28 protein-coding genes and 1 pseudogene are annotated in these 24,815 nt (G+C 70.3%); 9 read left to right on the top strand and 20 right to left on the bottom strand.

Going from position 1 to position 24,815, the window contains the following annotated elements; all coding sequences use genetic code 11:
* The first annotated feature begins 71 nt into the window (after positions 1–71).
* The gene (locus J3P36_RS05710) at positions 72–2,591 is read left to right on the top strand and encodes a lamin tail domain-containing protein (RefSeq protein WP_210506245.1); all 2,520 of its coding nucleotides are present in this window, start codon (positions 72–74) and stop codon (positions 2,589–2,591) included.
* Positions 2,592–2,635: 44 nt separating this feature from the next.
* On the opposite strand, the gene J3P36_RS05715 is transcribed toward J3P36_RS05710, so the two are convergent.
* The gene (locus J3P36_RS05715; RefSeq protein ID WP_307806960.1) at positions 2,636–3,199 is read right to left on the bottom strand and encodes a DNA-processing protein DprA; all 564 of its coding nucleotides are present in this window, start codon (positions 3,197–3,199) and stop codon (positions 2,636–2,638) included.
* On the opposite strand from J3P36_RS05715, the gene J3P36_RS16235 reads away from it, so the two are divergent.
* The 6 genes from J3P36_RS16235 to J3P36_RS05745 all read left to right on the top strand — a co-directional run bounded on the left by J3P36_RS16235 (position 3,089) and on the right by J3P36_RS05745 (position 7,653).
* Positions 3,089–4,552, top strand: a complete 1,464-nt coding sequence (locus J3P36_RS16235; RefSeq protein ID WP_210506246.1) for a recombinase family protein — start codon at positions 3,089–3,091, stop codon at positions 4,550–4,552. The two genes, J3P36_RS05715 and J3P36_RS16235, sit on opposite strands and share 111 nt — an antisense overlap.
* Positions 4,553–5,007: 455 nt before the next feature.
* On the top strand, positions 5,008–5,229 hold the full coding sequence (locus tag J3P36_RS05725; RefSeq protein WP_210506247.1) for a hypothetical protein: 222 nt from the start codon (positions 5,008–5,010) through the stop codon (positions 5,227–5,229).
* A 125-nt stretch (positions 5,230–5,354) separates the two neighbouring features.
* On the top strand, positions 5,355–5,585 hold the full coding sequence (locus J3P36_RS05730; RefSeq protein WP_210506248.1) for a hypothetical protein: 231 nt from the start codon (positions 5,355–5,357) through the stop codon (positions 5,583–5,585).
* Between the two features lie 202 nt (positions 5,586–5,787).
* The gene (locus J3P36_RS05735) at positions 5,788–6,687 is read left to right on the top strand and encodes a hypothetical protein (protein WP_210506249.1); all 900 of its coding nucleotides are present in this window, start codon (positions 5,788–5,790) and stop codon (positions 6,685–6,687) included.
* A 202-nt stretch (positions 6,688–6,889) separates the two neighbouring features.
* Positions 6,890–7,513, top strand: coding sequence for a hypothetical protein (locus J3P36_RS05740; RefSeq protein WP_210506250.1), 624 nt, complete (start codon positions 6,890–6,892; stop codon positions 7,511–7,513).
* Positions 7,510–7,653 (top strand): hypothetical protein, encoded by a 144-nt coding sequence (locus J3P36_RS05745; RefSeq protein WP_210506251.1) that lies wholly within the window; start codon positions 7,510–7,512, stop codon positions 7,651–7,653. The genes J3P36_RS05740 and J3P36_RS05745 overlap by 4 nt, the downstream gene beginning before the upstream one ends.
* Before the next feature lie 627 nt (positions 7,654–8,280).
* Here J3P36_RS05745 and J3P36_RS05750 read toward each other — a convergent pair.
* The 3 genes from J3P36_RS05750 to J3P36_RS05760 form a co-directional block, all read right to left on the bottom strand.
* Positions 8,281–8,697 carry a hypothetical protein gene (locus J3P36_RS05750; protein WP_210506252.1) on the bottom strand — a complete coding sequence of 139 codons (417 nt, stop codon included), beginning with the start codon at positions 8,695–8,697 and terminating at the stop codon, positions 8,281–8,283.
* A gap of 179 nt (positions 8,698–8,876) precedes the next feature.
* Positions 8,877–9,497 carry a hypothetical protein gene (locus J3P36_RS05755; RefSeq protein WP_210506253.1) on the bottom strand — a complete coding sequence of 207 codons (621 nt, stop codon included), beginning with the start codon at positions 9,495–9,497 and terminating at the stop codon, positions 8,877–8,879.
* 37 nt (positions 9,498–9,534) lie between these two features.
* Positions 9,535–10,833, bottom strand: a complete 1,299-nt coding sequence (locus tag J3P36_RS05760; protein WP_210506254.1) for a hypothetical protein — start codon at positions 10,831–10,833, stop codon at positions 9,535–9,537.
* A 118-nt stretch (positions 10,834–10,951) separates the two neighbouring features.
* On the opposite strand from J3P36_RS05760, the gene J3P36_RS05765 reads away from it, so the two are divergent.
* Entirely contained in the window at positions 10,952–11,242 is a 291-nt protein-coding gene (locus tag J3P36_RS05765) for a hypothetical protein (RefSeq protein ID WP_210506255.1), read from the top strand.
* On the opposite strand, the gene J3P36_RS05770 is transcribed toward J3P36_RS05765, so the two are convergent.
* The 11 genes from J3P36_RS05770 to J3P36_RS05820 all read right to left on the bottom strand — a co-directional run bounded on the left by J3P36_RS05770 (position 11,239) and on the right by J3P36_RS05820 (position 20,393).
* The gene (locus J3P36_RS05770; RefSeq protein WP_210506256.1) at positions 11,239–12,051 is read right to left on the bottom strand and encodes a hypothetical protein; all 813 of its coding nucleotides are present in this window, start codon (positions 12,049–12,051) and stop codon (positions 11,239–11,241) included. The two genes, J3P36_RS05765 and J3P36_RS05770, sit on opposite strands and share 4 nt — an antisense overlap.
* Before the next feature lie 188 nt (positions 12,052–12,239).
* A complete protein-coding gene (locus J3P36_RS05775; protein WP_210506257.1) occupies positions 12,240–12,605 on the bottom strand; it encodes a nucleotide pyrophosphohydrolase in 366 nt (121 codons plus the stop codon).
* Between the two features lie 1,093 nt (positions 12,606–13,698).
* Positions 13,699–14,688 (bottom strand): DNA-processing protein DprA, encoded by a 990-nt coding sequence (locus J3P36_RS05780; RefSeq protein ID WP_210506258.1) that lies wholly within the window; start codon positions 14,686–14,688, stop codon positions 13,699–13,701.
* On the bottom strand, positions 14,685–16,217 hold the full coding sequence (locus J3P36_RS05785) for a YifB family Mg chelatase-like AAA ATPase (protein WP_210506259.1): 1,533 nt from the start codon (positions 16,215–16,217) through the stop codon (positions 14,685–14,687). Before J3P36_RS05785 ends, J3P36_RS05780 begins: the two co-directional genes overlap by 4 nt.
* Positions 16,217–16,573 (bottom strand): YraN family protein, encoded by a 357-nt coding sequence (locus J3P36_RS05790; protein ID WP_210506260.1) that lies wholly within the window; start codon positions 16,571–16,573, stop codon positions 16,217–16,219. The genes J3P36_RS05785 and J3P36_RS05790 overlap by 1 nt, the downstream gene beginning before the upstream one ends.
* Positions 16,574–16,905: 332 nt before the next feature.
* On the bottom strand, positions 16,906–17,133 hold the full coding sequence (locus J3P36_RS05795; RefSeq protein ID WP_210506261.1) for a hypothetical protein: 228 nt from the start codon (positions 17,131–17,133) through the stop codon (positions 16,906–16,908).
* Positions 17,134–17,148: 15 nt separating this feature from the next.
* Complete coding sequence (locus tag J3P36_RS05800) at positions 17,149–17,472, bottom strand: DUF2469 domain-containing protein (RefSeq protein ID WP_210506262.1); 324 nt, start codon at positions 17,470–17,472, stop codon at positions 17,149–17,151.
* Between the two features lie 66 nt (positions 17,473–17,538).
* Positions 17,539–18,393 carry a ribonuclease HII gene (locus tag J3P36_RS05805; RefSeq protein WP_210506263.1) on the bottom strand — a complete coding sequence of 285 codons (855 nt, stop codon included), beginning with the start codon at positions 18,391–18,393 and terminating at the stop codon, positions 17,539–17,541.
* Positions 18,386–19,171, bottom strand: a complete 786-nt coding sequence (gene lepB, locus J3P36_RS05810) for a signal peptidase I (protein ID WP_374100704.1) — start codon at positions 19,169–19,171, stop codon at positions 18,386–18,388. Before lepB ends, J3P36_RS05805 begins: the two co-directional genes overlap by 8 nt.
* Before the next feature lie 107 nt (positions 19,172–19,278).
* Positions 19,279–19,629 carry a 50S ribosomal protein L19 gene (gene rplS, locus J3P36_RS05815; RefSeq protein WP_210506264.1) on the bottom strand — a complete coding sequence of 117 codons (351 nt, stop codon included), beginning with the start codon at positions 19,627–19,629 and terminating at the stop codon, positions 19,279–19,281.
* Positions 19,630–19,910: 281 nt separating this feature from the next.
* Positions 19,911–20,393 (bottom strand): hypothetical protein, encoded by a 483-nt coding sequence (locus J3P36_RS05820; RefSeq protein ID WP_210506265.1) that lies wholly within the window; start codon positions 20,391–20,393, stop codon positions 19,911–19,913.
* A gap of 121 nt (positions 20,394–20,514) precedes the next feature.
* Between J3P36_RS05820 and map the strand changes: the two genes are divergently transcribed.
* Entirely contained in the window at positions 20,515–21,285 is a 771-nt protein-coding gene (gene map / locus J3P36_RS05825; RefSeq protein ID WP_210506266.1) for a type I methionyl aminopeptidase, read from the top strand.
* Between the two features lie 139 nt (positions 21,286–21,424).
* Here the strand turns inward: map and trmD are convergent, their stop codons facing one another.
* From trmD to J3P36_RS05850, 5 genes and pseudogenes are all read right to left on the bottom strand, one after another.
* A complete protein-coding gene (gene trmD, locus J3P36_RS05830; protein WP_210506267.1) occupies positions 21,425–22,114 on the bottom strand; it encodes a tRNA (guanosine(37)-N1)-methyltransferase TrmD in 690 nt (229 codons plus the stop codon).
* A 140-nt stretch (positions 22,115–22,254) separates the two neighbouring features.
* Positions 22,255–22,875: pseudogene (gene rimM / locus J3P36_RS05835) on the bottom strand (ribosome maturation factor RimM); the annotation flags it as partial.
* Positions 22,876–22,887: 12 nt separating this feature from the next.
* On the bottom strand, positions 22,888–23,124 hold the full coding sequence (locus tag J3P36_RS05840; protein ID WP_210506269.1) for an RNA-binding protein: 237 nt from the start codon (positions 23,122–23,124) through the stop codon (positions 22,888–22,890).
* A 4-nt stretch (positions 23,125–23,128) separates the two neighbouring features.
* Positions 23,129–23,545 carry a 30S ribosomal protein S16 gene (gene rpsP / locus J3P36_RS05845; protein ID WP_210506270.1) on the bottom strand — a complete coding sequence of 139 codons (417 nt, stop codon included), beginning with the start codon at positions 23,543–23,545 and terminating at the stop codon, positions 23,129–23,131.
* A gap of 192 nt (positions 23,546–23,737) precedes the next feature.
* Positions 23,738–24,673, bottom strand: a complete 936-nt coding sequence (locus J3P36_RS05850; protein ID WP_307806961.1) for a DMT family transporter — start codon at positions 24,671–24,673, stop codon at positions 23,738–23,740.
* Positions 24,674–24,815 lie beyond the last annotated feature (142 nt).

Raw genomic sequence — 24,815 nt, forward strand, 5'->3', positions numbered from 1 at the left:
TCTACCCGAAGCGGCGCGGGCGGTATCGGCTACCCACCGCGCGCCCTCATTTCCTCCCGGAGGGCTCCCCCATGCCCGTTTCCCGTCGACGCCGACGGACGCCATACGTCCTCACCGGCTCGGTCCTCGCCGTCGGACTCGTGGTCGGCGCACTCGTCGCCGCCCCCCTCGTGCTCCCGCCGCGCGCGACGGCCGATCCGGACGGCGTGGTGATCTCTGAGATCAACTACCACTCCCCCGACTTCGACGACCCCGGCCTCGACGACAGCCTGGGCGACTTCGTGGAGGTGACCAACACCTCCTCCGCCGCCGTCGACATGTCCGGGTGGACCTTCAGCTCGGGCATCCGGGGCCGGATTCCGGACGGGACGGTGCTCGAGCCGGACGCCCGATTCGTGGCTGCGAAGGACGCCAAGCAGTTCCGGGCGATCCACGGGGTCGCCCCCGACTTCGTCTACGACGGCCACCTCTCCAACGGCGGTGAGACGATCACGCTGTCGACCGCCGACCCCGAGTCGGCCTCGGACGCGACGACGGTCGACACGGTGACCTATGACGACGCCCCCGGGTCCGGCTGGGCACCCTCGGCGGACGGCGACGGGCCGACCCTCGAGCTCCGCGACCTGTCCTCCGACAACGCTCTCCCCGAGAGCTGGGGCGCCAGCGAGATCGCCGGCGGCACCCCGGGCGCCCCGAACTCGAACAGGAACACCCCCGCCCCCGACGCCGTCACCGGGGTGACCGCCACCCCGCAGCGCCCGTCGGCCGACCAGGACATCGTGGTCACCGCCGAGCTTCCGGTCGGGTCGACCGCCGACCTCAAGTACAAGGTCATGTTCGGCCCCGACACCGCCATCCCGTTCACCGACGCCGCGGCGGGCGCCGCGGAGGACGGCCTCTTCGGCGCCACGATCCCCCGCCAGGCCGCCGGCGCGCTCGTGCGCTACCGGATCGACGCCGCCCGCGCCGGCGCGACCTTCTCCGCCCCGGCGGCCGACGACAGCATCACCTATCGAGGCGTGGTCGTCACCGATCCGAGCTACGCCTCGCAGCTTCCGGTGATCGAGTGGTTCATGGAGGACGCGGTCTACGACGACCTCCGCGCGAACCACCGCACCGACGACGTCCAGGGCCCCGCGGTGTGGTCGTACAACGGCGAGGTCATCGACAACGTGCTGATGAACGTCCGCGGCGGCTCGTCCCGCACCCTCGACAAGAACAACTGGAAGGTCGAGCTGCCGAAGGGCCACGGGTTCGACCTCGGCGGGCAGCTGCCCTACCCGCTCACCGAGTTCGCCCTGCAGAACTACCAGTACAACCAGCCGGACATCGCCTGGGCCACCGTGAAGGAGGCCGGCGCGCGGGGCCTCAACATCCTCCCCGTGCGGACGCAGCGCAACGGCCAGTTCTGGAGCCTGGGCCGGCTCATGGAGACCCAGGACGGCGAGTGGCGGGAGGACCAGGGCGTCGAGGACTGGGCCATCTACAAGGGCGAGTCCGGGGCGGTCGGCGCCACCGATTCGCCGGAAGCCCTCGAGGCGAGCGGCTGGCTCGACAAGAAGACACGGCAGGACGAGGACTACACCGACGTCTGGACCCTCGGCAACATGGTCGACGGTCCCGCCTCCCCCGAGCAGCGGGCGTGGATCTACCAGAACGTCAACGTGCCCGAGCTGATCAACTACATGGCGATCAACTCGATCCTCCGCAACTCCGACACGGGCCCGCACAACTGGTGGCTCGCCCGCGACTCGGAGGGCACGCAGCGCTGGGAGATGTGGCACTGGGACCTCGACCTGACGCTCGGGCGGATCAAGCCGAGTGACACGGGTCCGTTCCTGACTCCCGACACCGACAACAAGTTCACCCGGGCGATGCTCGCGTACCCGGAGTTCCGGGAGATGTTCTTCCGGCGGCTGCGAACGCTCGCCGACCAGTTCTACCCGCCGGGGCGGCTGGAGGCGCAGTGGGACGCGATCAGCGCCCGCACGCTCGCCGACTGGCAGCTCGACAGCGCCCGGTGGAACCTCGGCGCACCGACCCGCGCCAACTTCGACGAGGCACTGGCCGAGCGGCGCAGCACGATCCTCGGCAGCCGCGAACTGCCCGCGCCCCAGGCCGCGGACGCCCCGGTGGTGATCAGCGAGATCCAGCACCACGCCAGGGCTCTCGGCGAGGACTGGATCGAGCTCGCGAACCCCGGCTCAACCGCGGTGGACGTCTCCGGCTGGGTGATCTCCGGAGGGATCGACCTCACGATCCAGGCGGGGACCGTGATCCCGGCCGGCGGGCGCATCCTCTTCGTCGAGGACGACGTCGCCTTCCGGCGGGCCTTCCCGCAGGCGACTCCTCTCGTCGGCGGGCAGTTCGAGGGCGGGCTCAGCCGCGAGGGCGAGAAGATCACGGTGAGCGCCGGGGACCGCGTCGTGGATGAGGTGTCCTACGGGGACGGCGTCGACGACGAGTGGCCGACGCCGGCGAACGGGGCATCGCTCCAGCTCGACTCCCTGACGGCGGACAACGCCGACCCGTCGAACTGGCGGACCACGGCCACGAGAGGCGGCACACCCGGATCCGCGCCGCGTGAGTGAGGCGAGCGCGCGCGGGTCGGGCTCGCGGGGTCCCGGCGTCGTCGTCATGCCCGCCGCCACCCGGCGGGGGTCTCCTCGACCAGTCCCTCCAGCTCCAGGAGGCCCAGGGCGGAGCGGACGGCCGCAAGGCTGAGACCGGAGTGCCGCGCCAGCTCCTCCACCGGCCGGGGCCGCGAGGAGAGGGCGTCGAGCAGGCGTCCCTGCTCGGGATCGCGCCGCGCCTCCGCCGGTGCCGGGTCCGCCGGACCGAGGACGAGCTCGGCCATCTCGTCGGCGTTGGTCACGCAGACCGCGTCGAACTCGCGGAGCAGCCGGTGGCACCCGGTTGAAGTCGCCGATGTGACGGGTCCGGGGACGGCGCCGAGCGGACGCCCGAGGGCCGCCGCGTGCCCGGCTGTGTTGAGGGAGCCGGACCGCATCCCGGCCTCGACCACGATCGTCGCGAGCGACGCCGCCGCGATGAGCCGGTTCCGCTGCGGGAAACGTAGGCTGTATACGTGTCCGCCACCCGTGCCGCTGTCTACCTCCGGATCTCGCGCGACGCTGAAGCCCTCGGGCTCGCCGTCGACCGGCAGCGAGAGGACTGCAAGCGCCTCGTCGCCGCGCACGGCTGGACCTTGACCGAAGAGTACGTCGACAACTCGATCTCGGCCTCAAAGAGGACGGTCTTCCGCCCGGCCTACGATCGCCTCGTCCGCGACTACGCCGCCGGCCGCTTCGACGCCCTGGTCGTCTACGATCTCGACCGCCTGACGAGGCAGCCGCGCCAGCTTGAGGACTGGATCGACGCCGCAGAGGAGCGCGGGCTCGTCATCCTCACGGCGAACGGCGAGGCGGATCTCTCCACCGACAACGGACGGCTCTTCGCCCGCATCAAGGCCTCGGTCGCCCGCGCAGAGATCGAGCGCAAAGGTGCTCGGCAGAAGCGCGCGAACGTCCAGCGGGGCGAGCAGGGACGCCCCATCCCCGGCCGACGCCGCTACGGCTATGAGTCGGACGGCGTGACGCCCCGAGAGGGCGAGGCGGCAGTCGTTCGGCGAATGTTCGACCACGTCGCGACGGGGGGCTCGATCCGCTCCCTGTACCTCGCTCTCGAAGGGGAAGGCGTTGACCCGGCGCCGGGCAAGGAGTGGAGCCCCCGCCGTGTCCGCGACATCCTGACAAACGAGCACTACGCGGGGTACGTCCGCCACCGAGGAGCGGTCCTCAAGTCCGACGTCGTCGAGCCGATCGTGGATGAGGCGCTCGCCGCCGACGTCCGAGCACTCCTCGCCGACCCCACCCGCAAGACAACCCCCGGCAACGCCCCCCGGCACCTCGCGAGCGGGATCGCCCGGTGCGGAGTTTGCGGTGACGCGATCATCTGGATGCGCGAGTATCGGTGCCGCCGGACGACTCACCCGTCCATCACCGGACCGCGGCTTGAAGGGCGCATCCGGCAGGAGATCGCCCGTGCCCTTCTGACCTCCGGCCCGGACGTGTTTGACGGCGCCGAAGTAGGCACGATCGCCGCTCTGGTCGAGCGTCGCCGTCGCAATGCAGAGGCGGTCGCAGCCGTTCTCGCCGACCGCGACGAGGGGCTCGTCCCTGCCGACGTTGCTCGCTCCCGGCTTCTCGGCCTTCGCACCGCCCGTGAGGGAATCGAGGCCGCGCTCGACGCCGCTCGCTCATCGCACACCTCCTCCGGCGCCCTCGCGACGATCGCGCATGAGTTGCTCGGTGAGGCCACCGAATGGCCGAAGGAGGATTTCGCCACTCTCGAGGCGACCATCATCGCCCGCTTCGACGCCCTCGACCTCGACCGTCGGCGAGAGGTCCTGCGCGCGCTCCTCCACGTCGAGATCGGCCCCGGTCGGCACCCGTCGCGGGTGCGGGTCGAGCACCGCCTGGCCACTCACCTCAATCCCCTCGACCAGGCCGGGAACCCCCAGGACGAGGACGCGCGCTACTACACCGACTAGGCCGCTCCCCGCCGGCCGCCCTAGTCCATGTAGCGCTGGCCCGCTCCCTTGCAGGGGAAGGAGGTTGGCGTACGCCCGGCCCATTCCTTCAGCAGAGGAAGAGACCTTGTCCCGCGACCGCGGCCCACTCCTCCAGTAGAGGAAGAAACGCGCTCTCCATCGTCGCGCCGCGCGGATCTCCCCCGGCGCGCGGCCGGACGTGCTCTCCGAGGGGCTCGGCCCGTCTGGCGAAGGTGCCGCCCCGGCTTCTGGGGCTCGATCGAGATACGTGACCCTGGGCGCGATCCCTGACGCCCGCCGCGGGCGGCACCTTCCCCCCTGCCCGATCTGGGCGGATCTCGCGTCGCCGGCCCACTCCTAACTAGGGCACGCCACCGCCCTCGACGGGCGCCCTCGGCGTTCCCTTGCTTCTTTGCCCTCGATCCGCTCGCACACCTTCTGAGAGGAGGCGCCGCGTGCCCACCATTCACCGATGCGCGGTCTGCGACCGCATCTACCGAGCGCGCGTCGACTCCCGGACCTGCTCGGCCTCCTGCCGGGCCGTCGCCCATCGGACGAAGCGGAACGCCGAGATCCTCGCCCTCATCGAAGCCGAGCAGCGGGCCGCGCTGACGGGCGACTTCGCGCAGCTACAAGCCCTCGAACGGCGCGCCCGCGACCTCCTCGGCGACCGATGAGCGACGACACCGACGCCGCGCGCACCCGACGCAGCCGACGCAGCCGACGACCTCGGCTACATGAACCCCCGCGCCGGACGGCCTCCGGCACACCCGCGACTCCGACCACACCAGGAGCCCCAGACGTGACACGCCATTTCTTCCGCAGCACCGAATTTCGCGACCGCGCCGAGAAGCTCCTCGGCAAGGGGATCGGCGAGAACCACTGGATCGCCGCCGGCCTCGCCGTGGTGGTCGACCGCCTCGACAAGGTGATCGACCGGCTCGACGTCCTGGTCGACGCGCCCGCCGCGCCCGTCCCCTCCTTCGGGGAGGAGGCGGACGCCGCCGCCGAGGACGACTCGCCCATCTACTGACCGACGCCGAGGAGACGCCGGAGCGGGCGAACCGTGCAGCAGCTTGCGACGCTGACGGAACGGACATCTTCCTATATAGGTGTTCAAGAGTCTCTCTCTCTCTTGAACAACTAATAGAGAAGAAGTCCGAAGCGTCACCGTTTCTACCTGTTACATAGGTCGCCCCGCTCCCGGCACCTCGGCCCATCCCCGAGAGCCCCCGATGACCCACTCCGCCCTCGAGGCCCTCGCCGCCCTCGAGCTGGACCTCCGTCACCGTGACAAGCGTGACCGCCTCCGCGACCGGCGCGGCCTCCTCGAGCCCGACGCCGACGGACACGCCCTCGGCTACCGCATCCCGAGCCCCTTCCGGCTCGCGAGCGTCTACGTCGGCCCGTTGCTCCGCGAGGTCTACGACCTCCGACGCCGAGGCTCCGACGTCGTCGCTCGGCGCCTAGACGCCCCCGAGGACCATTTCCAGCCGATCAAGCCCGAGGTGCTCGCCGACGTGCTCCTCGGGCGCCTCCGCGATCTCCCCGAGCGACACGACGCCCGCGACTACTACCGCGACCTCCGCGCCTTCGCGTCCCTCGGCGCGCCACACCGCGTCAGCCGCTACCTCGCCGACACCGTCGCCGCGCTCCCGCGGACCGGCCTCCCGACCTACCGGGAGCGCGCAATTCGACCGCCCGCCGCGACGCCGGCCGAGCGGCTCGCGAAGCACCGGCAGAAGCTCGCGGACCGAGAACGCCTCTCCTCTGCATGGTGGCTCGAGGACTTCCTCGAGCCCGAGGACGAAACCGACCGCCCAAAGCCTGGCGCCCGATTCCACGCGCGGCAGCTCCTCGAGGACGCCCGCCACATCCTCGCCGACCTCGAGACGGACGAGGAGCCGATCGACGACGACGACGAGAACCCGCTCCGCTTCAAGTCACCTCGCGGCCCGATCTTCTACGCCGAGGCCGACCGCCTCATCGCCCCGCGCCGCCGCTCCGCCTCCGGCTACTACTACGAGATCCCCGCGCAACCAAAGGAGAACGTTCTGCCCACCGCAACCGCCGACCTCGGAGCCGTCGTCCTCGACCGCGCCCTCGACCGAGGTCGCCGACTCAATCGCCCCTAACGTGCGATCCCAGATCCGCCACCCCCTCGCATCCGGCGACCGCGTCGGCGCCCTCCGCCTGCAAGAGGAGGAAATCCGCCGCACCGGCACGACCGCCCCTGCCGTCATCGACCTCGACTCTCGTCGCCGCCCCCGCGGCTGACGTGACCCGCAACCGCTCCCCTCGGCGCTTGCATTCGCCCCTCTCACCGAAGGACCCCTCTTGAACCTCCTGATCTCCCAGACCAGCACGCCCCGCCGCGTCTCGGCCTCGCACGGCACCGCGAATTACCCGCACCCGACCGACGCCCCGCCCGAGTGGCTTTGGCGTGGCATCGCTCGCGCACCCGAAGCCCGCGACGCATGGCTCGAAGCGAACGCGCTCGGCGAGCAGCTCCGGCGCGACTGGCGCCGGGCGGGCTCGAAGCTCGCCGACCTTCGCGACTCGAACCCCCTCGCCGCTGTCCTCGAGCAGGCGCAGCGCGAGTTCGACGCCCTGGAGCACCAGCTCGCCGACCAGACCCGCCGCAGCAAAGAGGCGCTCCAGGCGTTCGACCGCATCGTCTCCAGCGGGACCGTCGGCGTCGAAGAGCGGAAGCAGCTCGCCGCCCGCTACGCCCTTGACCAGCAGCACCGCGCCGAGCAAGCGCTCGCCGAACTGACTGAGGCCCTCGACTCCCGCGACCAGGCCTACCGCATAGCTGGCACGCCCGGCGTCGACTGGCGTCTCCGCCCAGGTTGCGACTACGGCAAGCAGCGCTTCGCCCTTGAGACCGTCGGCAAGCGCGTCTCCTACTTCGACTCCCGCACGGTCCTCGCCGCCGCCGAGGGCGAGGTCTCGGCATGAGCCCCAACATCGTCGCCCGCATCGTCGTCGAGGTGCTGGAGAGCGCCCCGAATCCTTACGAGACCGCCCGCACCCGGCAGACCGCGGAGGCCGCAGCCGGCGCCGAGGCGACCCGCATCGCGAAGGAGATCGGCCGATGACCCCTGCCCCCGCCACCGCGACCGCCTCCGGCGAATTGACGCCGCAGCAGACCGCGTTCCGCGATTCGCTGATCGCAGCTCGGCAGCGCGGGGCCGTCCGCTTCGCCTCCTCCCGAGAGGCCTCCCGGACGCCCCCGGCGCTTCGCACGCCGTACTCACGCGACGCCTGGCTCGGGCTCCACCTGAGCGAACGGGAGGCGCACCTCAGAACGGCCGTCAGGGAGCGCGCGACGAGGGAGGCCGTCCTCCTCGGCGCCGCTCCGCCCGTCGCCGAGCCGATGCTCGCGTCGCCGGCCGAGAGGGCGCGGCCAGAGCCCGAGCGCAGGCCTAGCTCGAAGGTCGCATCGCCCTACGTGGTTACGTGTGCCGGGCTATGCGGCCGATGGCTCCCGGCGTCCGGCCCGCGACCCGTCGTCCGCTTCTGCGGCGGCTTCGCGACTGCGGCTCCAGCCCCGCGCAGGCACGAGGATTCGCTCGAAGCCGTGGTTCGCGCTCTCCGGGCGGAACGTGACGACGACGAGCGCGCCCCCAGGCCGATGCCGCCGAGCGGGCGCAAGGCACGCCGCCGGCCGAGGTGCCTCGGCGACTAGACCAGGAGGAGAGCGGGCTCTCGTCGGCCCGCTCTTCCTACCGCCCGAAGTCGATTGTCAGATCGAAGCGCCGGTCGAGGTCGATGCCATCAATGTTGACGATGCCCTCCGCCGGAACCTGACCTCTCAGCCTGTGGCTCGCGAACCACTCTTCCGGGAAGAACGCCACCGTCTGGCGGGCGTTCGCGCCGACCTTCACATCGGCCGAAGCGGACGTCTTCTGCTCGCTGATCCCGTGATTGAACAGGAACACCACCGGGTCCTCGCCGCGGATGAGTTTGAGCCCGAACTGCAGCGCTCCCTGCTCGCGCGGGACCCATACGCTCAGAAGCAGAGTCTCGAAGCCTGCTGAGGGCGGAGGACCGTTCGTCTCCCACGTCACCTCCAGCTCGCCAGTAGTGGGCGAGACGACAGCCCACACTCCTTCGATCTCGGGGACGCTATCCTCTGCCATGACCCGAGCGTAGCTCGACGCGCGCGTCCCCCTGGGGGCCCCCTCCCCCCTCCCCGGTCGGCCCCAGCCCGGTACGGCATAGCAAGGCGGAACGCGCGCGAATCTCAGGTTCCGCGAAGGGAACCGCGCGAATCTCGGGTTCCGCGAAAGCAGCCGAACTGCGCGTGACGAGGGGGCGATTAGTCCGCGTCCACGCCCTGCTCCTCGGCTGTCCTGCGATGTCCGCCCGTGACGATCGAGATACCTTCCCCCGTGAAGTTGGCGCGGGCGTAGGCGACTGGCGCTACATGCGGATCGGGACGCGCGGGGCGCACGACTTGAGAACCCCACCGGTCCGGGAAGCTGAACCCACCCTCGCCAGCCTCGGCGCGGCCGAGGGCCAGGACCACCTCTTCCCAGCAGTGGCGTACGAGCCGACACGCGTTCTGCACCCGGAGGAGTGCCACTCGCACGTTTTCAGCCGAGACCTCCATATGGAACCCGATTCCCCTCCCCCGCACCTGCACATTCTCGGAGGCCCATCGTGAGTGCAAGATTTCGTTGCGCCCTCGCATCGCCTCCGCTGAGCCTGAAACCGCGCTGAGGAGTAGCTCGACGGCTGCCGCCGGCAGGCCCTGAGCGCGAGCAAGCGGCTCGACGAGTTCGAGCATCCTCGCGAAGCCCGGGTTCCCTATCGCCGTTGCCGAGACTTCCGGGCTGTCGCTGACGAGCTCGTAGACCAGGGTCCGCAGGAGACTCTCCAACTCGGCTGCAGCAACGGCCATCCTGCCGAGCTCCATGAGCGTCTCGTCGTCCGGCACTCCCGCTCCGCATCCCGCCCGCCGTTCGGCGGAGCGCTCAGTCCTCGTCGAAGAAATCCAGCGGCTGGTCACCCGCCAGGTCGTTAGTGATCTCGTCCGGCTCATCCCAGGGCCACGTCGCCCCTCCGTACTTCCGGAAGAAGAGGAAGGAGCGGTCGATGAGTTGAACTCTCTTCCCGGCACGGTGGTAGGTCAGCACCGGCGGCCGGATCTTGATCTTGACCTGAAGCCGATCAACACGCTCCAGCGCCTGAGTGAGGTCGCTCGCTCGAATACCGGAGTCGCCGATCGCCGTGAGAACTTCTCGAGACTCGACGCCTCGGGAAAGCAACTGCTCGTCGGGCAGGGACGTGTAGGCGCGGAGCAGATGGCGGTACACCACCAGGCCCTCGCGCATCCGACGCATGCCGCCGACGAAATTCGAGGCGAAGGTCTCGAATCGCCCACGCATCTGGTCTGCGACCTCGGCGCGGGCCTGGGTCAAGCTTTCGCCAACCTCGAGGACCACGTGCTCCCGTCGGTCATCGATCCCCTCCGCGATGAGGAGGCGCTCGACCAGCCGGTGGAGAAGACCTACGTTCCCGTACGCGTCCGCTATCAGAGCGTCCGCGAGGGGCTGCGAGAAGGTGATGTTGAGCGGCTCCTCCCCGTTCTGCAGGACCTGCCGAAGCTCGGGCTCGGTCCACTGCAGGTGGAAGTCCTCGATCCGGCCCTCCAGATCACCGTTGAAGTACGTGAGCAGATGACTCTGCGCCCAGACGCCCATGATGATGACGAACAGGCCGTACTCGCCGAGCGCCTTCATCCAGGAGGCGAAGACCTCCTGCTCGGACTCCTTCAGGTAGTGGAAGTCCTCGACAACCAGGCGTAGGCCAGAAGCGGCCAGGATCGTTGCTACCCATCGAAGGTTCCCGGTGGATTGTCCGATGAACTCCTCGGTGATCTGCACCTCCTTCGACGCTGTTCCTGATGCCTTCGCACCAACCTTGAAACGAGCGAGAACCTTGCCAACATCGAGGTTCGCATTCAGGTCCAGCGTCCCCTTGAGCGCCCCGGTGCCGGTTCGGGTCAGCTGAGCAGTGATTCCGAGGGCGCCGAGAGCCTCCTCGAGAACCGATGCGGCCGTCGCGGTCGTCGTGGCCTGAACGACGAGCATGTCGTCGATCGCCAGTCCCTTCTCGCGCAGCCACGACTTGCCCTGCTTGCTTCCGCCGTGAACGCTGATGTGCCGGTTCGTCTCGAGAGCGCGTGCGAAGGCGTCATCGAGACGCCCCCGGTCGACGTAGGCCGGCGAGGTGACCGGAACGCCGATGCCGTACACGTCGGCGACCTTCATCTTCGTCAACTTCAACCGCCCCCGCCGCGCACCCGAGCACATCGCATTGCCGACAACCCTACGGGCAACCCCGAACGGCGATCTGTCGGCACTCCGCGTTCGAAGGTATGTTCGAAAGATGGGGAAGAACCAGCGCTACGGAAGCGACCTCTCTGAGGAGGCGATCCTGGAGGCGATCCTCCGTCCGCAACCGGTCAGCCTCACTAGGCGCGAGGTCGGCGAGGAGATAATCGTGCCCGAAACGGGCGCTCCGCTGGTTCGCGCCTGGGTCAGGTTCCCAGAGACGTCGGTGGAGCTATCGGGCCGGGCAATCGCCTGGACAAAGAAAGCAGTTTGCGTTGAGTTCACGCTTCGTGACGGACAAGTCCGCCGCGCGTGGGTCTGGGCGAGCGCAGTGAGCCGCGCCTAGGCGCCGGGTGACACCCGGAAGTCGGTCGCAAGATGATGCGCGTAGTAGCGGCGGCTCCCTGGATTCTTCGACCAGTGCTCCGAGGTCGCCCCCCGCAGGTACTCATCCACGTAGGCACTCGACGGTCCCCCTGGCAGTTGAGTACTGATATGGAAGGCACCATCAGGACCGACGCCGACGAATCCGCGCCCGAACAACTCGTCGCATCCAAAGCGGCAATTCAGCATCGCGATGTTGGTGAAGTCGAGTTTCTCTTCGGCACTGCATTGCGACCGGCGCTTGATATGCGCCGCGACAAGGAACTCGGACGAGAAGGTCCGCCGGCAGAGCGAACACCGCCCGAACGGCCCGGGCACGAGCAATTTCCGAAGGTACCCTTGCTCAGCTCGCCGGAGAGAGACAACCTCCTGCTCCAACTGCTCAAACGCTGGCGTGGCGACCAGTTCCGAGTATTCCTCTGGAGAGTTGATGCGGTGCGGCGCCGCCTCGAGAGACTCCAGCAGGGCAACAAGAGCGTTGCTCTCTCCCTCAGGGAGGACGGTGAACTCACGCACCTGCGCACCTGGCGCTCGGCCAATGGCGTCGTTCATCACCCCGTACTCGATATCAATGTCAATGGGGGTGGTCATGGAAAACATGTACTCCCATGTCTGCATATCGCCATTGGCAGTAGGGCTGTGCCCCCAAAGATGCGCGGCTGCTTCCGGGCTGTGAAAAACGTGGGTGATCACAGCAGTGCGCGACAACCGACCGCTCCCGGCGAAAACGACGACATCTCCTGCCGCCAGCCTGAGCCAGCGCGACACCATCTGACGCCTTTCGCCAGGCCGCGTCCCCCAAACCGGCACGAGACCGTCAGGGTGCGCTAGTCGCAGGGCCGCAAGGTCCGCTTCGCCGACTAATGGTCGGAGAGTGTCAATCGACACCGGCCTATCCACTGTCGCTGCAAGATGCGCCTGTGAGAGGGCATTGGCCGACGGCTGAAGGGCAACCCTTGTCATTTCTTCTCTTCCCCTGGGTGTTCGCGCTTCACGGCTTGACCTCTCACGAGATCGATCGGATAGCGAACTGCATTCTGGATAAGTTTGCGCTCCGCGACCGAGATTAGGTCCGCGCCGACGACATCGGCGAGCCTCACCAGGTAGATCAGTACATCGGCGAGTTCATCCTCCAGCGACCGTAGATGATTCGGGTCACGCAACCATTCCTCGATCTCGTTGTCGTGCACCCATTGAAAGAGTTCATTCAGTTCGCCTACTTCGCCGGTTAAGGCCATAGTCAGGTTGCGGGGGGTGTGAAACTGCTCCCAATCACGCTCCCTCGCGAAGGCGCGGATCTTGTCCCGGAGATCGTCGATGGTCATCTCGCCTTCCTAGTCCACGTCAAGGTCATGAGCAGCGCCACACACCGGGAGCGACGGCACCCTGGGCCGCGATCGCGATCCTTCTCGGACGCCTAGGAGTGCGAACCTAGGTGTTTCTCCGGCGCCGTGCCGCCTCCTGCACGATGGCTCACTCCGATCACGCCCTGATCGCGAACCACGGGGGCGCTATCCTCGTCGAGGGGGAACTGGCTAGCCGCGCTGGACCTCCGCAGGTATCTGGAGGGGACCGTGTCGAGTACTCCCACGGTTGAATACGGGTCGTTCTACAAGTTCGTCACCTCCATCGGAGTGTTCTTCATCGCCGCCGCCGGCCTAGTCCCGTGGGCCGCGTTGCAACTTCACCCGGCCCTTCTGGTATCCACCGAGACGTTGTCCGGGCTCACGAATCAGGGCGAGCACGCCGTGCGAGAGCAGCAGAGGCTGCTGTCGGCGATAATCGACGACCTTCCTGCGACGTCCTTCTCGCTGTTCGCTCTGGGCGTGGTCGTCCTGCTCCTAGGGCTCATTCCCTGGTACCCGCGGCAACGCAAGGCGGACGAGCGTGAGGATGCAGAGACGGAGGAGGCGAGACTCCGCATCCAGGCCATGACACCTGCTCAGACTCACGAGAAGGACGTGCTGGAGGCCGAGTCTGCGGTTCAAGAGGCGGAGTCAGCCAGCACCGAGCCCGAGGCGCCGCAACTCGAAGAGCCTCCTGTGTCCCGCGCCGTTCAAAGCCGTATCGCATTGGACAACTACATCCGAGTAGAGGGACTCTTTGTCGAGAAGCTGCAGGCGGCTCTCCGAGAGTCGCACAGCGTTCGCCGCAACGTGCGCATCTCCGGACAAGCCAACTTCAGTTTCGATGCAGACGCCCTGGCGGAGCCGCTGCGACGCGACGGGCGCACCATCCTCGTCGAGGTCAAGGTCGGCAAGCGCATGATCCCTCTGGCTTTGGTGAGTACCGCCCTCAGAAGAACCGCGGAGGCGGCTCGGCGGCTGAGCGACTCGTCTGGCGCACCCGCGACGGGACTTGCAATCTTTGTCTCGGTCGAAGGCGACGACAGGTTGCTGGATGCAGTATCGAGAAGGATCACCCGCCATCTGTACCGTCAAGGGGGGCTCCCTCCAGAGGCGATTGCGCTCCTGGCCACGGAGTCGGGACTTCAGTCGCTCGAGCCCGGCGAGTTGAGGCGAGCGCTCCAAACCTTCGAAGGCACAGCCCCCTCCGTCCTTCAGCTGAAAGATGGGCACATCGACGCAGCCGTCGACGTCGCGGAAGACTGAGCGTATACAAGTCGACTTTCTGGTGCAGGAAGCGCCAGCGGGTCGGTGACGAGCCGCAGGGCAGCTCCGACACGACCGCGCCCGACTCGGCGATGCGGGCGAGCAGCGCCTCGTGCCCGCTCGGGTAGAACCGGTCGACGCCGCCGGCGAGGAACGCGACCGTCGCTCCCCCGCCGGCCAGCGCAGCGCGGTGGGCCATGCCGTCGATGCCGTACGCCGCGCCCGACACGATGGCGAAGCCCCGATCGGCGAGGCCGCTCGCCGCCTCGGCGCAGACGTGCTCGCCGTAGCCGGTGGCCGCTCGGGCGCCGACGAGGGCGATCGGCAGCGGCGCACGGAGCAGGGACGGGTCCCCCAGGCACCACAGGGCCATCGGCCCGTGCGGCCCGAGGTCCGCCAGTCCCGGCGGCCAGGCGGGATCGTCGGGCAGCACCAGCCGGACGCCGCGCGCGGCGGCCGCGGTGAGGAACCGCACGGCGTCCGCCGCCACGAGCCGCGGGCGCCAGCGCTCCTCGGCGGCCCGCACCGCCTCCGTCGTCAGCGGCTCGCCGGTGGCCTGAGCGACCTCGCGGGCGAGGCCGGCCGGGTCGTGGTCCTCGAGCACCGCGGCGAGCGCGCCGGCGGCGCCGAGGACGTCGACCAGGAGTCCCGCTACCGAGTCCCCCGGCTCCGCGATCCCGCTCCACGCCGCTCGGGCGAGCGCCTCGCCCAGCGTGTCGGCGCCGAGCGGCTCGCCGGCCGGCCGCACCGCCGCAACGGCGCGGCGCACCTCCTTCTCGTCCAGCCCCAGAATCACGTCACGGACCTCCTCAGCAGCAGGGCCCGGCCCACCTGCTCGGAGCCGGGGTGGTCGACGGCGTCGAGGTCGGCCAGCGTCCACGCGATGCGGAGGACGCGGTCGTACCCGCGCATGGTGATGAGCCCGCGCTCGAGCGCCCGGTCGACGGGCGCGAGCACGGAGCGGCCGAGGGCCAGAGCCGGCGAGCGCAGCACCGGACCCGGCACCTCGGCGTTCGCCCGCCATGCCGTGCCACCGAGCCGCGAGGCGGCCCGATCCCGTGCGGCGGCGACCCTCGCGCGGGCGGTCGCGGAGTCGAGCCGGGGCTGCTCGTCGCGGAGCCGCAGCTGCGCGGCGGTGACCCGGGCGACACGGATCCGGATGTCGATCCGGTCCAGGAGCGGGCCGGAGAGCCGCTTGAGGTAGCGCATCCGCACCGCGACCGGGCACGTGCAGCGGTTCTCGGGGCCGCCCCACTCCCCGCACGGGCACGGGTTGGCGGCGAGCACGAGTTGGAACCGGCCGGGGAAGCGGGCGACGGCGCTCGCGCGCGCGATGGTGATCTCGCCGGATTCGAGCGGCTGGCGCAGCGTCTCCAGGGCGGCGGAGCTGAACTCGGGAGCCTCGTCGAGGAACAGGACCCCCGACGAGGCGCGCGCCGCCGCACCGGGGCGGATCACCGCGCTGCCGCCGCCCACCATGGCTGCTGCGGTGGCGGTGTGGTGCGGGTTCTCGAACGGCGGCTCCGTGACGAGCGCGCCGCCGATCGGCAGCCCGCACAGCGACCGGAGGGAGGTCGCCTCGAGTGCCGCCTCCCCATCGAGCGGCGGCAGGATGCCCGGCAGGCGGGCGGCGAGCATAGTCTTTCCGGCACCGGGCGGTCCGACCATGAGCAGGTGGTGTCCGCCTGCCGCGGCGACCACCAGGGCCTCGACGGCCTCGTCGTTGCCGACGACGTCGGAGAGATCCCCGGCCGGCGAGGCCGGCGGCGGTACGGGCGGCGGCTGCAGCTCGTCGACCGGCTGGGGCTCGAGCTCGGCGCCGTGCCAGATGGCGGCATCCCGCAGGCTCGCGACCCCGACCACGCGGATGCCGGGCACGAGCTCGGCCTCGGCGCGGTTCGCCGACGGGACGAGCACGGTAGGGACCCCGGCGCGCGCCGCGGCGAGCACGGCGGGCAGCACGCCCCGCATCGGCCGCAGCCGGCCGTCGAGGGCGAGTTCGCCGAGATGCGCGGCGCGCCCCGCAGACCCGACGGGCACCTGCCCGGCGGTGGCGAGGGTCGCGACGGCGATCGCGAGGTCGAAGGCGGAGCCCTGCTTGGGCAGGTCGGCCGGCGAGAGGTTGACCGTGAGCTTCCGCTTCGGCCACTCGAGGCCGGAGTTCCCTATGGCCGCGCGCACGCGCTGCTCCGCCTCACGGAGGGCGGAGTCGGGCAGGCCGATGAGCTTGAAGCCGGGACTCTGATTGGACAGCTCGGCCTCGACGTCGACGAGGGCGCCGGACAGCCCGACGAGGGCGACCGAGCGGGCGCGACCGACGGGCATCAGAACACGTCCGTCATCAGCTCGACGACCGGCTCGTCGCCGACGGCGCCGACGACCGCGACGACGTCGACCCGGATGCGGCCGTGCCGCCCCGGATGCTCGCGGCACCACGCGAGGGCGAGCGCGTGCAGCCGAGCGAGCTTCGCCGTCGTGACCGCTTCGAACGGGTGCCCGAAGGCGGTCGATGTGCGGGTCTTCACCTCGACGAAGGCGGTGCCGCCGCGGACGCGGGCGACGATGTCCAGCTCACCCCGCGGGCATCGCCAGTTGCGGTCGACGATGTCGTAGCCGAGCGCCGTCAGCCTCGCTGCGGCGACATCCTCGCCCCACCGCCCCAGCACGTCCTTCTTCGCCACACCGACCTCCCGAGGAGAGGGTGGCGAGTCGGCGACCCCCGCGCGGAGCGCAGGAGCCAGTCGGTGTGAGGCGGGCGCGCGGGCGGGGGTGGGGAGGGCGGGCAGCCGCTTCTCGCGGGTCTCACACCGGCCATCCTCTTCAGCAGGAACGCCGGCGACTCAGCAGGCGAAACTCATGCGGAAAACGCCTGCTGAACCCGTTGCATGCCTGCTGAAGCCGACGGGTGCCTGCTGAACACGACGGGTGCCTGCTGAACACGACGGGTGCCTGCCGAGCACGACGGGTGCCCCCTCAGCCCCGAGCGCCGGGAGGGCGACCAGACGCGCCGGGATCACTCGTCCTCGGTCGGCGGCGGCTTCTGGCCCAGATCCCGGGCCGCCCGCGGCGCGATCCAGAACAGGGCGACAGCGCCGATCACGGCGCGGAGGAACACGAAGACGAGCAGGTACCAGCCGGCCGTCTCGTCGCTCCAGAGCAGGGCGACGGCGATCGCGGCGAGCAGGAAGTCGCCCGCGAAGGACAGCTGCAGCCAGAAGACGAGCCGCCGTTCGCCGGCCACCCGCGCCTCCCCCGGCTACTCGTCGAGCGCGAGCTCCTGCGGGAGCTCCAGCTCCTTCGAGGAGAGCTCCTCGACGTTGACGTCCTTGAAGGTGAGCACGCGCACCGACTTCACGAAGCGGTCGGCACGGTAGACGTCCCAGACCCACACGTCGTGCATGCTCAGCTCGAAGTAGAAGTCGTGCTCGGTGTCGCGGCGGACGAGCTCCACCTCGTTCGCCAGGTAGAACCGGCGCTCGGTCTCCACGACGTACTTGAACTGGCCGACGATGTCCCGGTACTCGCGGTACAGCGCCAGCTCGACCTCGCGGTCGTAGTCCTCGAACTCGTCCTCATCCATCGCGACAATCCTACGTCGGCGGAAGGAGCGTCCGGCCCGGCCGGAAGCCCCGAACCGGCGCGCCGGTCAGCGGACCGCGGGCTCCGCGAGCGAGGCGTCCTCGAGGTCGAGCACGTCGTCGTCGGACTCCTCGGCACCGGAGTCTCCGGCATCGGCGAATCCGGCGTCGTCGACGTCCGAGGCGTCGAATGGCCCCTCCTCGGTCGCCTCCCCCGCGTCCTCGAGGTCGAACAGGGACGGCGTGCGCAGCCAGGTGTGCCGGTGCAGGTCGGTGGCGCCGAACTCGTCGATGGCGGCCCAGTGCGCGCTCGAGCCGTAGCCCTTGTTGCTCACCCAGTTGTAGGGCGGGTAGTCGTCGTGGTGGCCGATCATCAGGGTGTCGCGGGCGACCTTCGCGAGCACCGAGGCGCCCGAGACGGACGCGCAGGTCATGTCTGCCTTGATCGTCGTCGTGACCCGGGGGCGGTCGGCGATGCCGTACGCGGCGAGCCCCGCGGTCAGGTAGTCGAACTTGCCGTCGAGCAGCACGACGACGTCCTCCGAGCAGGGCAGCCCGTCGTCGATCAGCGCGGCCAGCGCCCGCGCGCCGGCGAGCCCGAGGGCGGCGGTCAGCCCGAGCTCGTCGATCTCGACGTTGCTCGCCATGCCGACGGAGGAATGCGTCGCCCAGCGGCTCACCAGCGGCTGCAGCTCGACCCGGCGCTTCTCCGGCAGCAGCTTCGAGTCGCGGAGCCCCCGGGGGACGCGGCGCTCGAGGTCGACGACGCAGAGCCCCAGCGCGACCGGACCGGCGATCGCGCCGCGACCCACCTCGTCGCAGCCGATCACGAACCGGGCGCCCTCGGCGACGAGCGCTCTCTCGCGGCGCAGCGACGGAGGCCGCGACGACGCCGGCTTGCGGGCGGTCGTGCGCTCAGCCACTCGCCTCGTCCACCCCCCGGAAGGTGTCCGGATAGTCGTCGAGCCAGCCCCAGCGGTCGAGCGGCCAGCTCACCACGAAGGCGCGGCCGACGACGTTGTCGATCGGCACGAAGCCGTCGCCCGGCTTGTCCGTGTTGTACCGGGAGTCGCGCGAGTTGTAGCGGTTGTCGCCCATCACCCACAGGTACCCCTCGGGCACCGTGACGTCGAAGTCGAGGTCGCTGACCTTCGTGATGCCGTCCGGCAGCTTCACGTACGGCTCGTCGAGCGGGACGCCGTTGACCGACATCTGGCCGAGGGCGTTGCAGCAGGTGACGTGGTCGCCGGGCAGCCCGATGACGCGCTTGATGAGGTGGTCGTTGCTGTCCGGGGCGGAGAGGCCGACGACGGACAGGACCCAGTCGAGCGCGGCGACGAGCGGCGGCTGCTCGACGGGCGTCGAGGGCGGCAGCCAGCCGCCCGGGTCGCGGAACACGACCACGTCGCCGTGGTCGACCGGGAACACGGACGGCTCGAGCTGATTGACGATGATCCGGTCGTTGATCGCGAGGGTCTCCTCCATCGACGCCGACGGGATGTAGAAGGACCTGATCAGGAAGGTCTTGATGAGGAAGGAGACGAGGATCGCGACGACGAGGATGACGAGGACGTCGCGGAGGAACAGCACCGCGCTCTTGCGGCGACGCTCCGAGCGGCGGGCGTCGCGGCGGGTCCCCGAGTCACCCGACTCGGCATCCTGCTCGGGTCCGGGCACCGCGGGAGCGGCACTTTCGGTCACTTGCCCACCCGTCGTCCGTGCCGGCCGGGGAGGCGCCGGCCAAGAAAAGAGGACCCCCGCGACAGTGTATGTCGCGGGGGTCCTTTTCGCTTTCGTCAGCGGGACGCTCAGGCGTCGCGCTTCTCCTTGATCTTGGCCTTCTTGCCACGCAGACCGCGGAGGTAGTACAGCTTCGCGCGACGGACGTCACCGCGGGTCACGACCTCGATGTGGTCGATGACCGGCGAGTGCACCGGGAAGGTGCGCTCCACGCCGACCTGGAAGCTGATCTTGCGGACCGTGAAGGTCTCGCGCACGCCCTGGCCCTGGCGGGCGATGACGACGCCCTGGAAGACCTGGACGCGGCTGCGGTTGCCTTCGACGATGTTGACGTGCACCTTGACGGTGTCGCCGGGGCGGAAGTCGGGGATGTCCGACTTGAGCGAGGCCGCGTCGACCTGGTCGAGGAGATTGCTCATGAGAGTGCTGCTTCCTGTACCCGCCGCAGGTCGAATACTGTCGTCGATCCCGCGCGAAAGCGGCGGGACCGGGAGATCGTCAGTGAGAAGGCCGCGGAAGAAGCTGGCTCCCCTGCGGCAGAACCGGCCGCGGCACGATCGTCAATTGTGTCACAGCTCGGCCGATACCGGCAATCGCGCGCGCTCACACGGATGGGCCCGCGAGATGCCGGTCGATGCTGTCACCCGCGCGAATGGGCGCACCAAGTGACATCTCGGCGGAAGGAACGAGCGGGGAATCGTCAGCGGGGCGGGTCGGGCGGGCGGATGACGACGTACTCGCCCGCGTCGAGCGGCTGCTGCTTCGGGCGGTAGGGCACGGCCCCGCCGTTCTGCATCGTCTCGAAGACGCGGCGCACCCGCCTGCGGGTCTCGTCGACGAGCTGCCAGGCGGCGCTCCAGAACGCGCCGATGCCGAGCGCGACGGAGAGGGCGGCGAACGCCGCCGTGCCGTCGCCGAAGAAGCCGGTCGCGATCAGGGCGGCGTGCCAGGCGCCGGCGACCCCGACATCCAGCCAGGAGGCCGTGTGCTTCTCCCGCGCGGACTTGCGGGCGAAGGTGAGCCCGGCGACGCCGAGCAGGGCGAGGACGAGGAGGGGCGCCGAGATGGCGACCCCGGCGAAGTCGCCGGCGCGACCCCAGATCGCCCAGCCGAGCAGGAGCCATGCGGGCAGGACGGCGACCGCGGCGAACTGCCAGTAGTAGAAGGCCTTGCGCACCACCATGACGGAAGCCTAAGCCGCGGCCCCCGTGCGGCGGCAGTGTGTTCGCGGGGAGCGTTCCGCCCCGGAAGGGCCGCGCGGTCAGGGGCGTTAGGGTCGAGGGAGCACACGAGCAGGGAGACCGATGATCGAGCTGAGGACCGCCGCGGAGATCGAGGCCATGCGGCCGGCGGGAGCGTTCGTCGCGAGCGTGCTCGAGCGCCTCCGCGATGAGATCAAGGTGGGGGTCAACCTGCTCGAGCTCGACGCGATCGCGCACCGCATGATCAAGGAGCGCGGCGCGGAGAGCTGCTACATCGACTACCACCCCTCCTTCGGCGCGATGCCGTTCGGCAAGGTGCTCTGCACGTCGGTCAACGACGCAGTGCTGCACGGCCTCCCCCACGACTACGCGATCCAGGACGGCGACGTGGTCAGCATCGACTTCGCCGCCTCCGTCGACGGCTGGGTCGCCGACTCCGCGCTCACCGTCGTCGCCGGCACCGCGCTCGACGCCGACCTGCGCCTCATCGCCACCACGGAGCGCGCCCTCGAGGCCGCGATCGCGAAGGCCGTCCCGGGCAACAAGCTCGGCGACATCTCCGCCGCGATCGGCGACGTCTGCGAGGCGGCCGGCTACTCGGTGAACCTCGACTTCGGCGGCCACGGCGTCGGCCGCACCATGCACGGCGACCCGCACGTGCCCAACAACGGCCGCGCCGGCCGCGGCCTCAAGCTGCGCCCCGGCCTGGTGATCGCGATCGAGCCGTGGCTGCTCGCGACCACCGACGAGCTCTACACGGACGAGGACGGCTGGACGCTGCGCAGCGCCGACGGATCCCGCGGCGCGCACAGCGAGCACACGGTCGCGATCACCGAGAACGGGCCGCTCATCCTCACCCAGCGCTCGAGGTAAGGGCACGTCGGGTTGCGCGGATCAGGAGATCCGCCGCGACATGCCGCCGCGGGTCCTGAACCGCGTGCGGAACCGCCGGCGCCTCCTGATCGGAGTGGAGACTCCTGATCCGCGAGGACGGCGGAACGGGCGCGGCGGGTCAGTCCTGCAGGAGGTCCGGGCGGACGCGGCGCGTGCGCTCCTCCTGCTGGGCGCGGCGCCAGCGCGCGATCGCACCGTGGTTGCCGCTCAGCAGGACGTCCGGGACCTCGAGGCCGCGCCAGGCGGCGGGCTTCGTGTAGCTCGGGTACTCGAGGAGGCCCAGCTCGCTGTGGCTCTCCTCGTCGAGGCTCGCCGGATTGCCGATGACGCCGGGCACGAGCCGCGCGATCGCCTCGATCATCGCGAGCGCGGCCACCTCGCCGCCGTTCAGGACGTAGTCGCCGAGGCTCAGCTCGCGGACGCGGGCCCGCTGGGCGGTGTGCTCCACGACCCTCTGGTCGATGCCCTCGTACCGCCCGCATGCGAAGACGAGGTGCCCCTCCTGCGCGAGCTCCGCCGCGATCGGCTGCGAGAACCGCTCCCCCGCCGGGCTCGGGAAGATCACGACCGGGTCGCCGTCCTCGGCGAGCACGTCGTCGAGCGCCTCGCCCCACGGCTCGGGCCGCATCACCATGCCGGCCCCGCCGCCGTACGGGGTGTCGTCCACCGTGCGGTGCCGGTCGTGCGTGTAGTCGCGCAGGTCGTGGGCGCGCACCTGCAGCAGCCCCTGCAGGCGGGCCTTGCCGAGGAGCGAGACGTCGAGGACGTCGAAGAAGCCGGGGAAGATCGTGACGATGTCGATGCGCACGCGGGCGCCGATCAGTCGCGCGGAGCGGACGCGGGAGCGTCGGCCGAGGCGCCGTCCTCGGCAGGAGCATCCTGCTGGGCGTCCTCCGCGGCCGCCGACTCGCCGGCGTCGTCGGGCCCGGCGCCCGAGGTGGCCTGGGACTCGGCCTCGGCGGCATCCGCGTCAGCCGCGTCTTCGTTCCCCGCCCGGGGTGCGTCGTCGTCGTCAGGCAGGTCCTCGAAGAGGCCGGCGGGCGGGGTCACGGTGACCACGCCGGCCGCGGTGTCGACGGACGGGACGATCGCCTTGACGAACGGCACCATCACCTCGCGGTCGCCCACCTTGACGACGAGGAGGTCCTGCGCGGGCAGGTGCTCGACGCGGGCGATCGCGCCGATGCGCTCACCGTCGCGGACGACGGCCAGGCCGACCAGCTGGTGGTCGTACCAGGCGTCCTCCTCCTGGGGCTCGTCCGGCGACTGGTCGACCCAGAGGATCGCCTTGACGAGGCTCTCGGCCCCGGCGCGGTCGGTGACGCCCTCGAAGAACCCGACCGGCTGGCCGTTGTACCAGCGCAGCTCGGTCAGCGCGATGCGCTTGCCGTGCCAGGGGGACGACGTCGGCACCTGCAGCGCGAACTCGGCGCCGGGCACGAAGCGCCGCTCGGGGTCGTCGGTGAACAGCTCGAGCTTGAGGGCGCCCTTGAGGCCGTGGGCCTTCGTCAGGCGCCCTACTCGCAGCTGCGTCTGAGCGGACTGGCCGCTCGATTGCTTCTTCGCCATCGCTGGCGGGACCTACTCGTCGGTGTCGACGACGTCGACGCGGATGCGCCGGCCGTCGGCGAGGGCGGTCACCAGGGTGCGCAGCGCCTTCGCCGTCCGGCCGGAGCGGCCGATCACACGACCGAGGTCGTCGGGGTGCACCCGCACCTCGAGCAGGTCGCCGCGCGGCGTCGAGCGCTCCGAGACCTGGACCTGGTCCGGGTTGTCGACGATCCCCTTGACGAGATGCTCGAGTGCGTCAGCGAGCACGGTACTACTGGGCGCTCTCGTTGGCGGACGCCGCGGCGTCCTCGGCCGGGGCGGCGGCGGGAGCCGGAGCCTCGGTCTTCGGCCGGAGCACCGGCTTCTTCTTCTCGTCGGCGACGAAGGCGGCCTTCGGCTCCTTGGTGCGGACGGTGCTCACGGCGTTGGCGTCGCCCTTGAACTTGCCCCAGTCACCGGTGAGCTTGAGGAGCGCCGCGACCTGCTCGGTCGGCTGCGCGCCGACGCCGAGCCAGTACTGGGCACGCTCGGAGTTCACCTCGATGAGCGAGGGCTCCTCGGTGGGGTGGTACTTGCCGATCTCCTCGATGACACGACCATCGCGCTTGGTGCGCGAGTCGGCGACGACGATGCGGTAGTAGGGCGCGCGGATCTTGCCCAGGCGCTTGAGACGGATCTTGACAGCCACAATTCTCCTGTGTGCGTGTAGAGGTTGAGAAAACCGCGCCGGACGCGTGGGGGCACACTCGGCGGAAGTTCGATGTGGAGTCCGCTCGCCTGATAGAGGGTCGGGCGTCCGGGACTCGACCAACAATTGTGACAGATCGCGAGGCCGGTTGCTAACCGCCCCGGCCCCGCGCTCCCGGGCGCGGCGCCTGAGTCACTCCGCGGCGGCCTTCGCCCGCTTCCGGGAAAGCGCCACGCCCCCGAGGCACAGCACGCCGCCGAGGATCGCGAGCGGGCCGGGCACCTCGCCGAAGGCCGCGAGCGCGAGCAGGATCGCGATCGGCGGCACCAGGTAGGTGGTGAGCCCGAGGCGCGCGGCGGGCATCCGCTGCAGGGCGTACGCCCACGTGCTGAACGCGATCGCGGTCGGCACGATACCGAGGTAGACGCCGCCGACGACGGCCGCGACCGGGGCGACCTGCAGCTCGGCGACGAGCGCGGGCAGGAACGGCAGACACACGATCGCTCCCGCCAGGGCACCGAGGAATGTCACCTGGGCGGCGGGCAGGCGGACGAGCAGCGGCTTCTGGAACAGCACGCCGGCCGTGTAGACGACGGCGGCGAGCACCGCGGCCAGCACGCCGACGGTGTCGTCGAACCCGCCCGCGCCGCTCTGCACGCCGATGAGGAGGACGCCGGCGAAGGAGACCGCGGCGCCGAGGATCACGCGTCCGGTCAGCCGCTCGCCGAGGACCAGTGCGGCGCCGATGGCGAGCAGGATCGGGCCGATGTTGACGACCATCGACGCGGTGCCGGCGTCGAGGGTCTGCTCGGCGAAGTTGAGACCGATGTTGTAGGCGCCGAACCAGAGCACGCCGAACGCGGCGAGGAAGCCCCACTCGCGACCGGATGGGCGCACCCAGGCGCGGCCGAGCTGGAACAGCCCCAGCGCCGCGGCGCCGACGAGGAGGCGGAGCAGAGCGAGCGGTCCCGGCGACAGGGACTCGCCGACCGCCCGGATGACGACGAAGGCGCTCGCCCACGCCAGGACGGTGACGCCGATCGCGATGGGCAGAGCGAAGGAGCGGGCCGCGCGCGCCTCCGGAGCGGTGTCGGCGGAGGGGACGGCGGTTCGCGGGGTGGTGCTCACCCGTTCACGCTAGTTCCGCCGCAGAGCTCCGCACCGGCGGCGATCGGACGCGGCATCGACTCGACGGACGCTGGCAGGAACGGCACGGTCGTCGCGGTACCGCCGAGGGGGCGACCGGCTCTCCCATCCCTCAACAGGCAGG

This window comes from Naasia sp. SYSU D00057 (assembly GCF_017916505.1).
GTDB lineage: Bacteria > Actinomycetota > Actinomycetes > Actinomycetales > Microbacteriaceae > Naasia.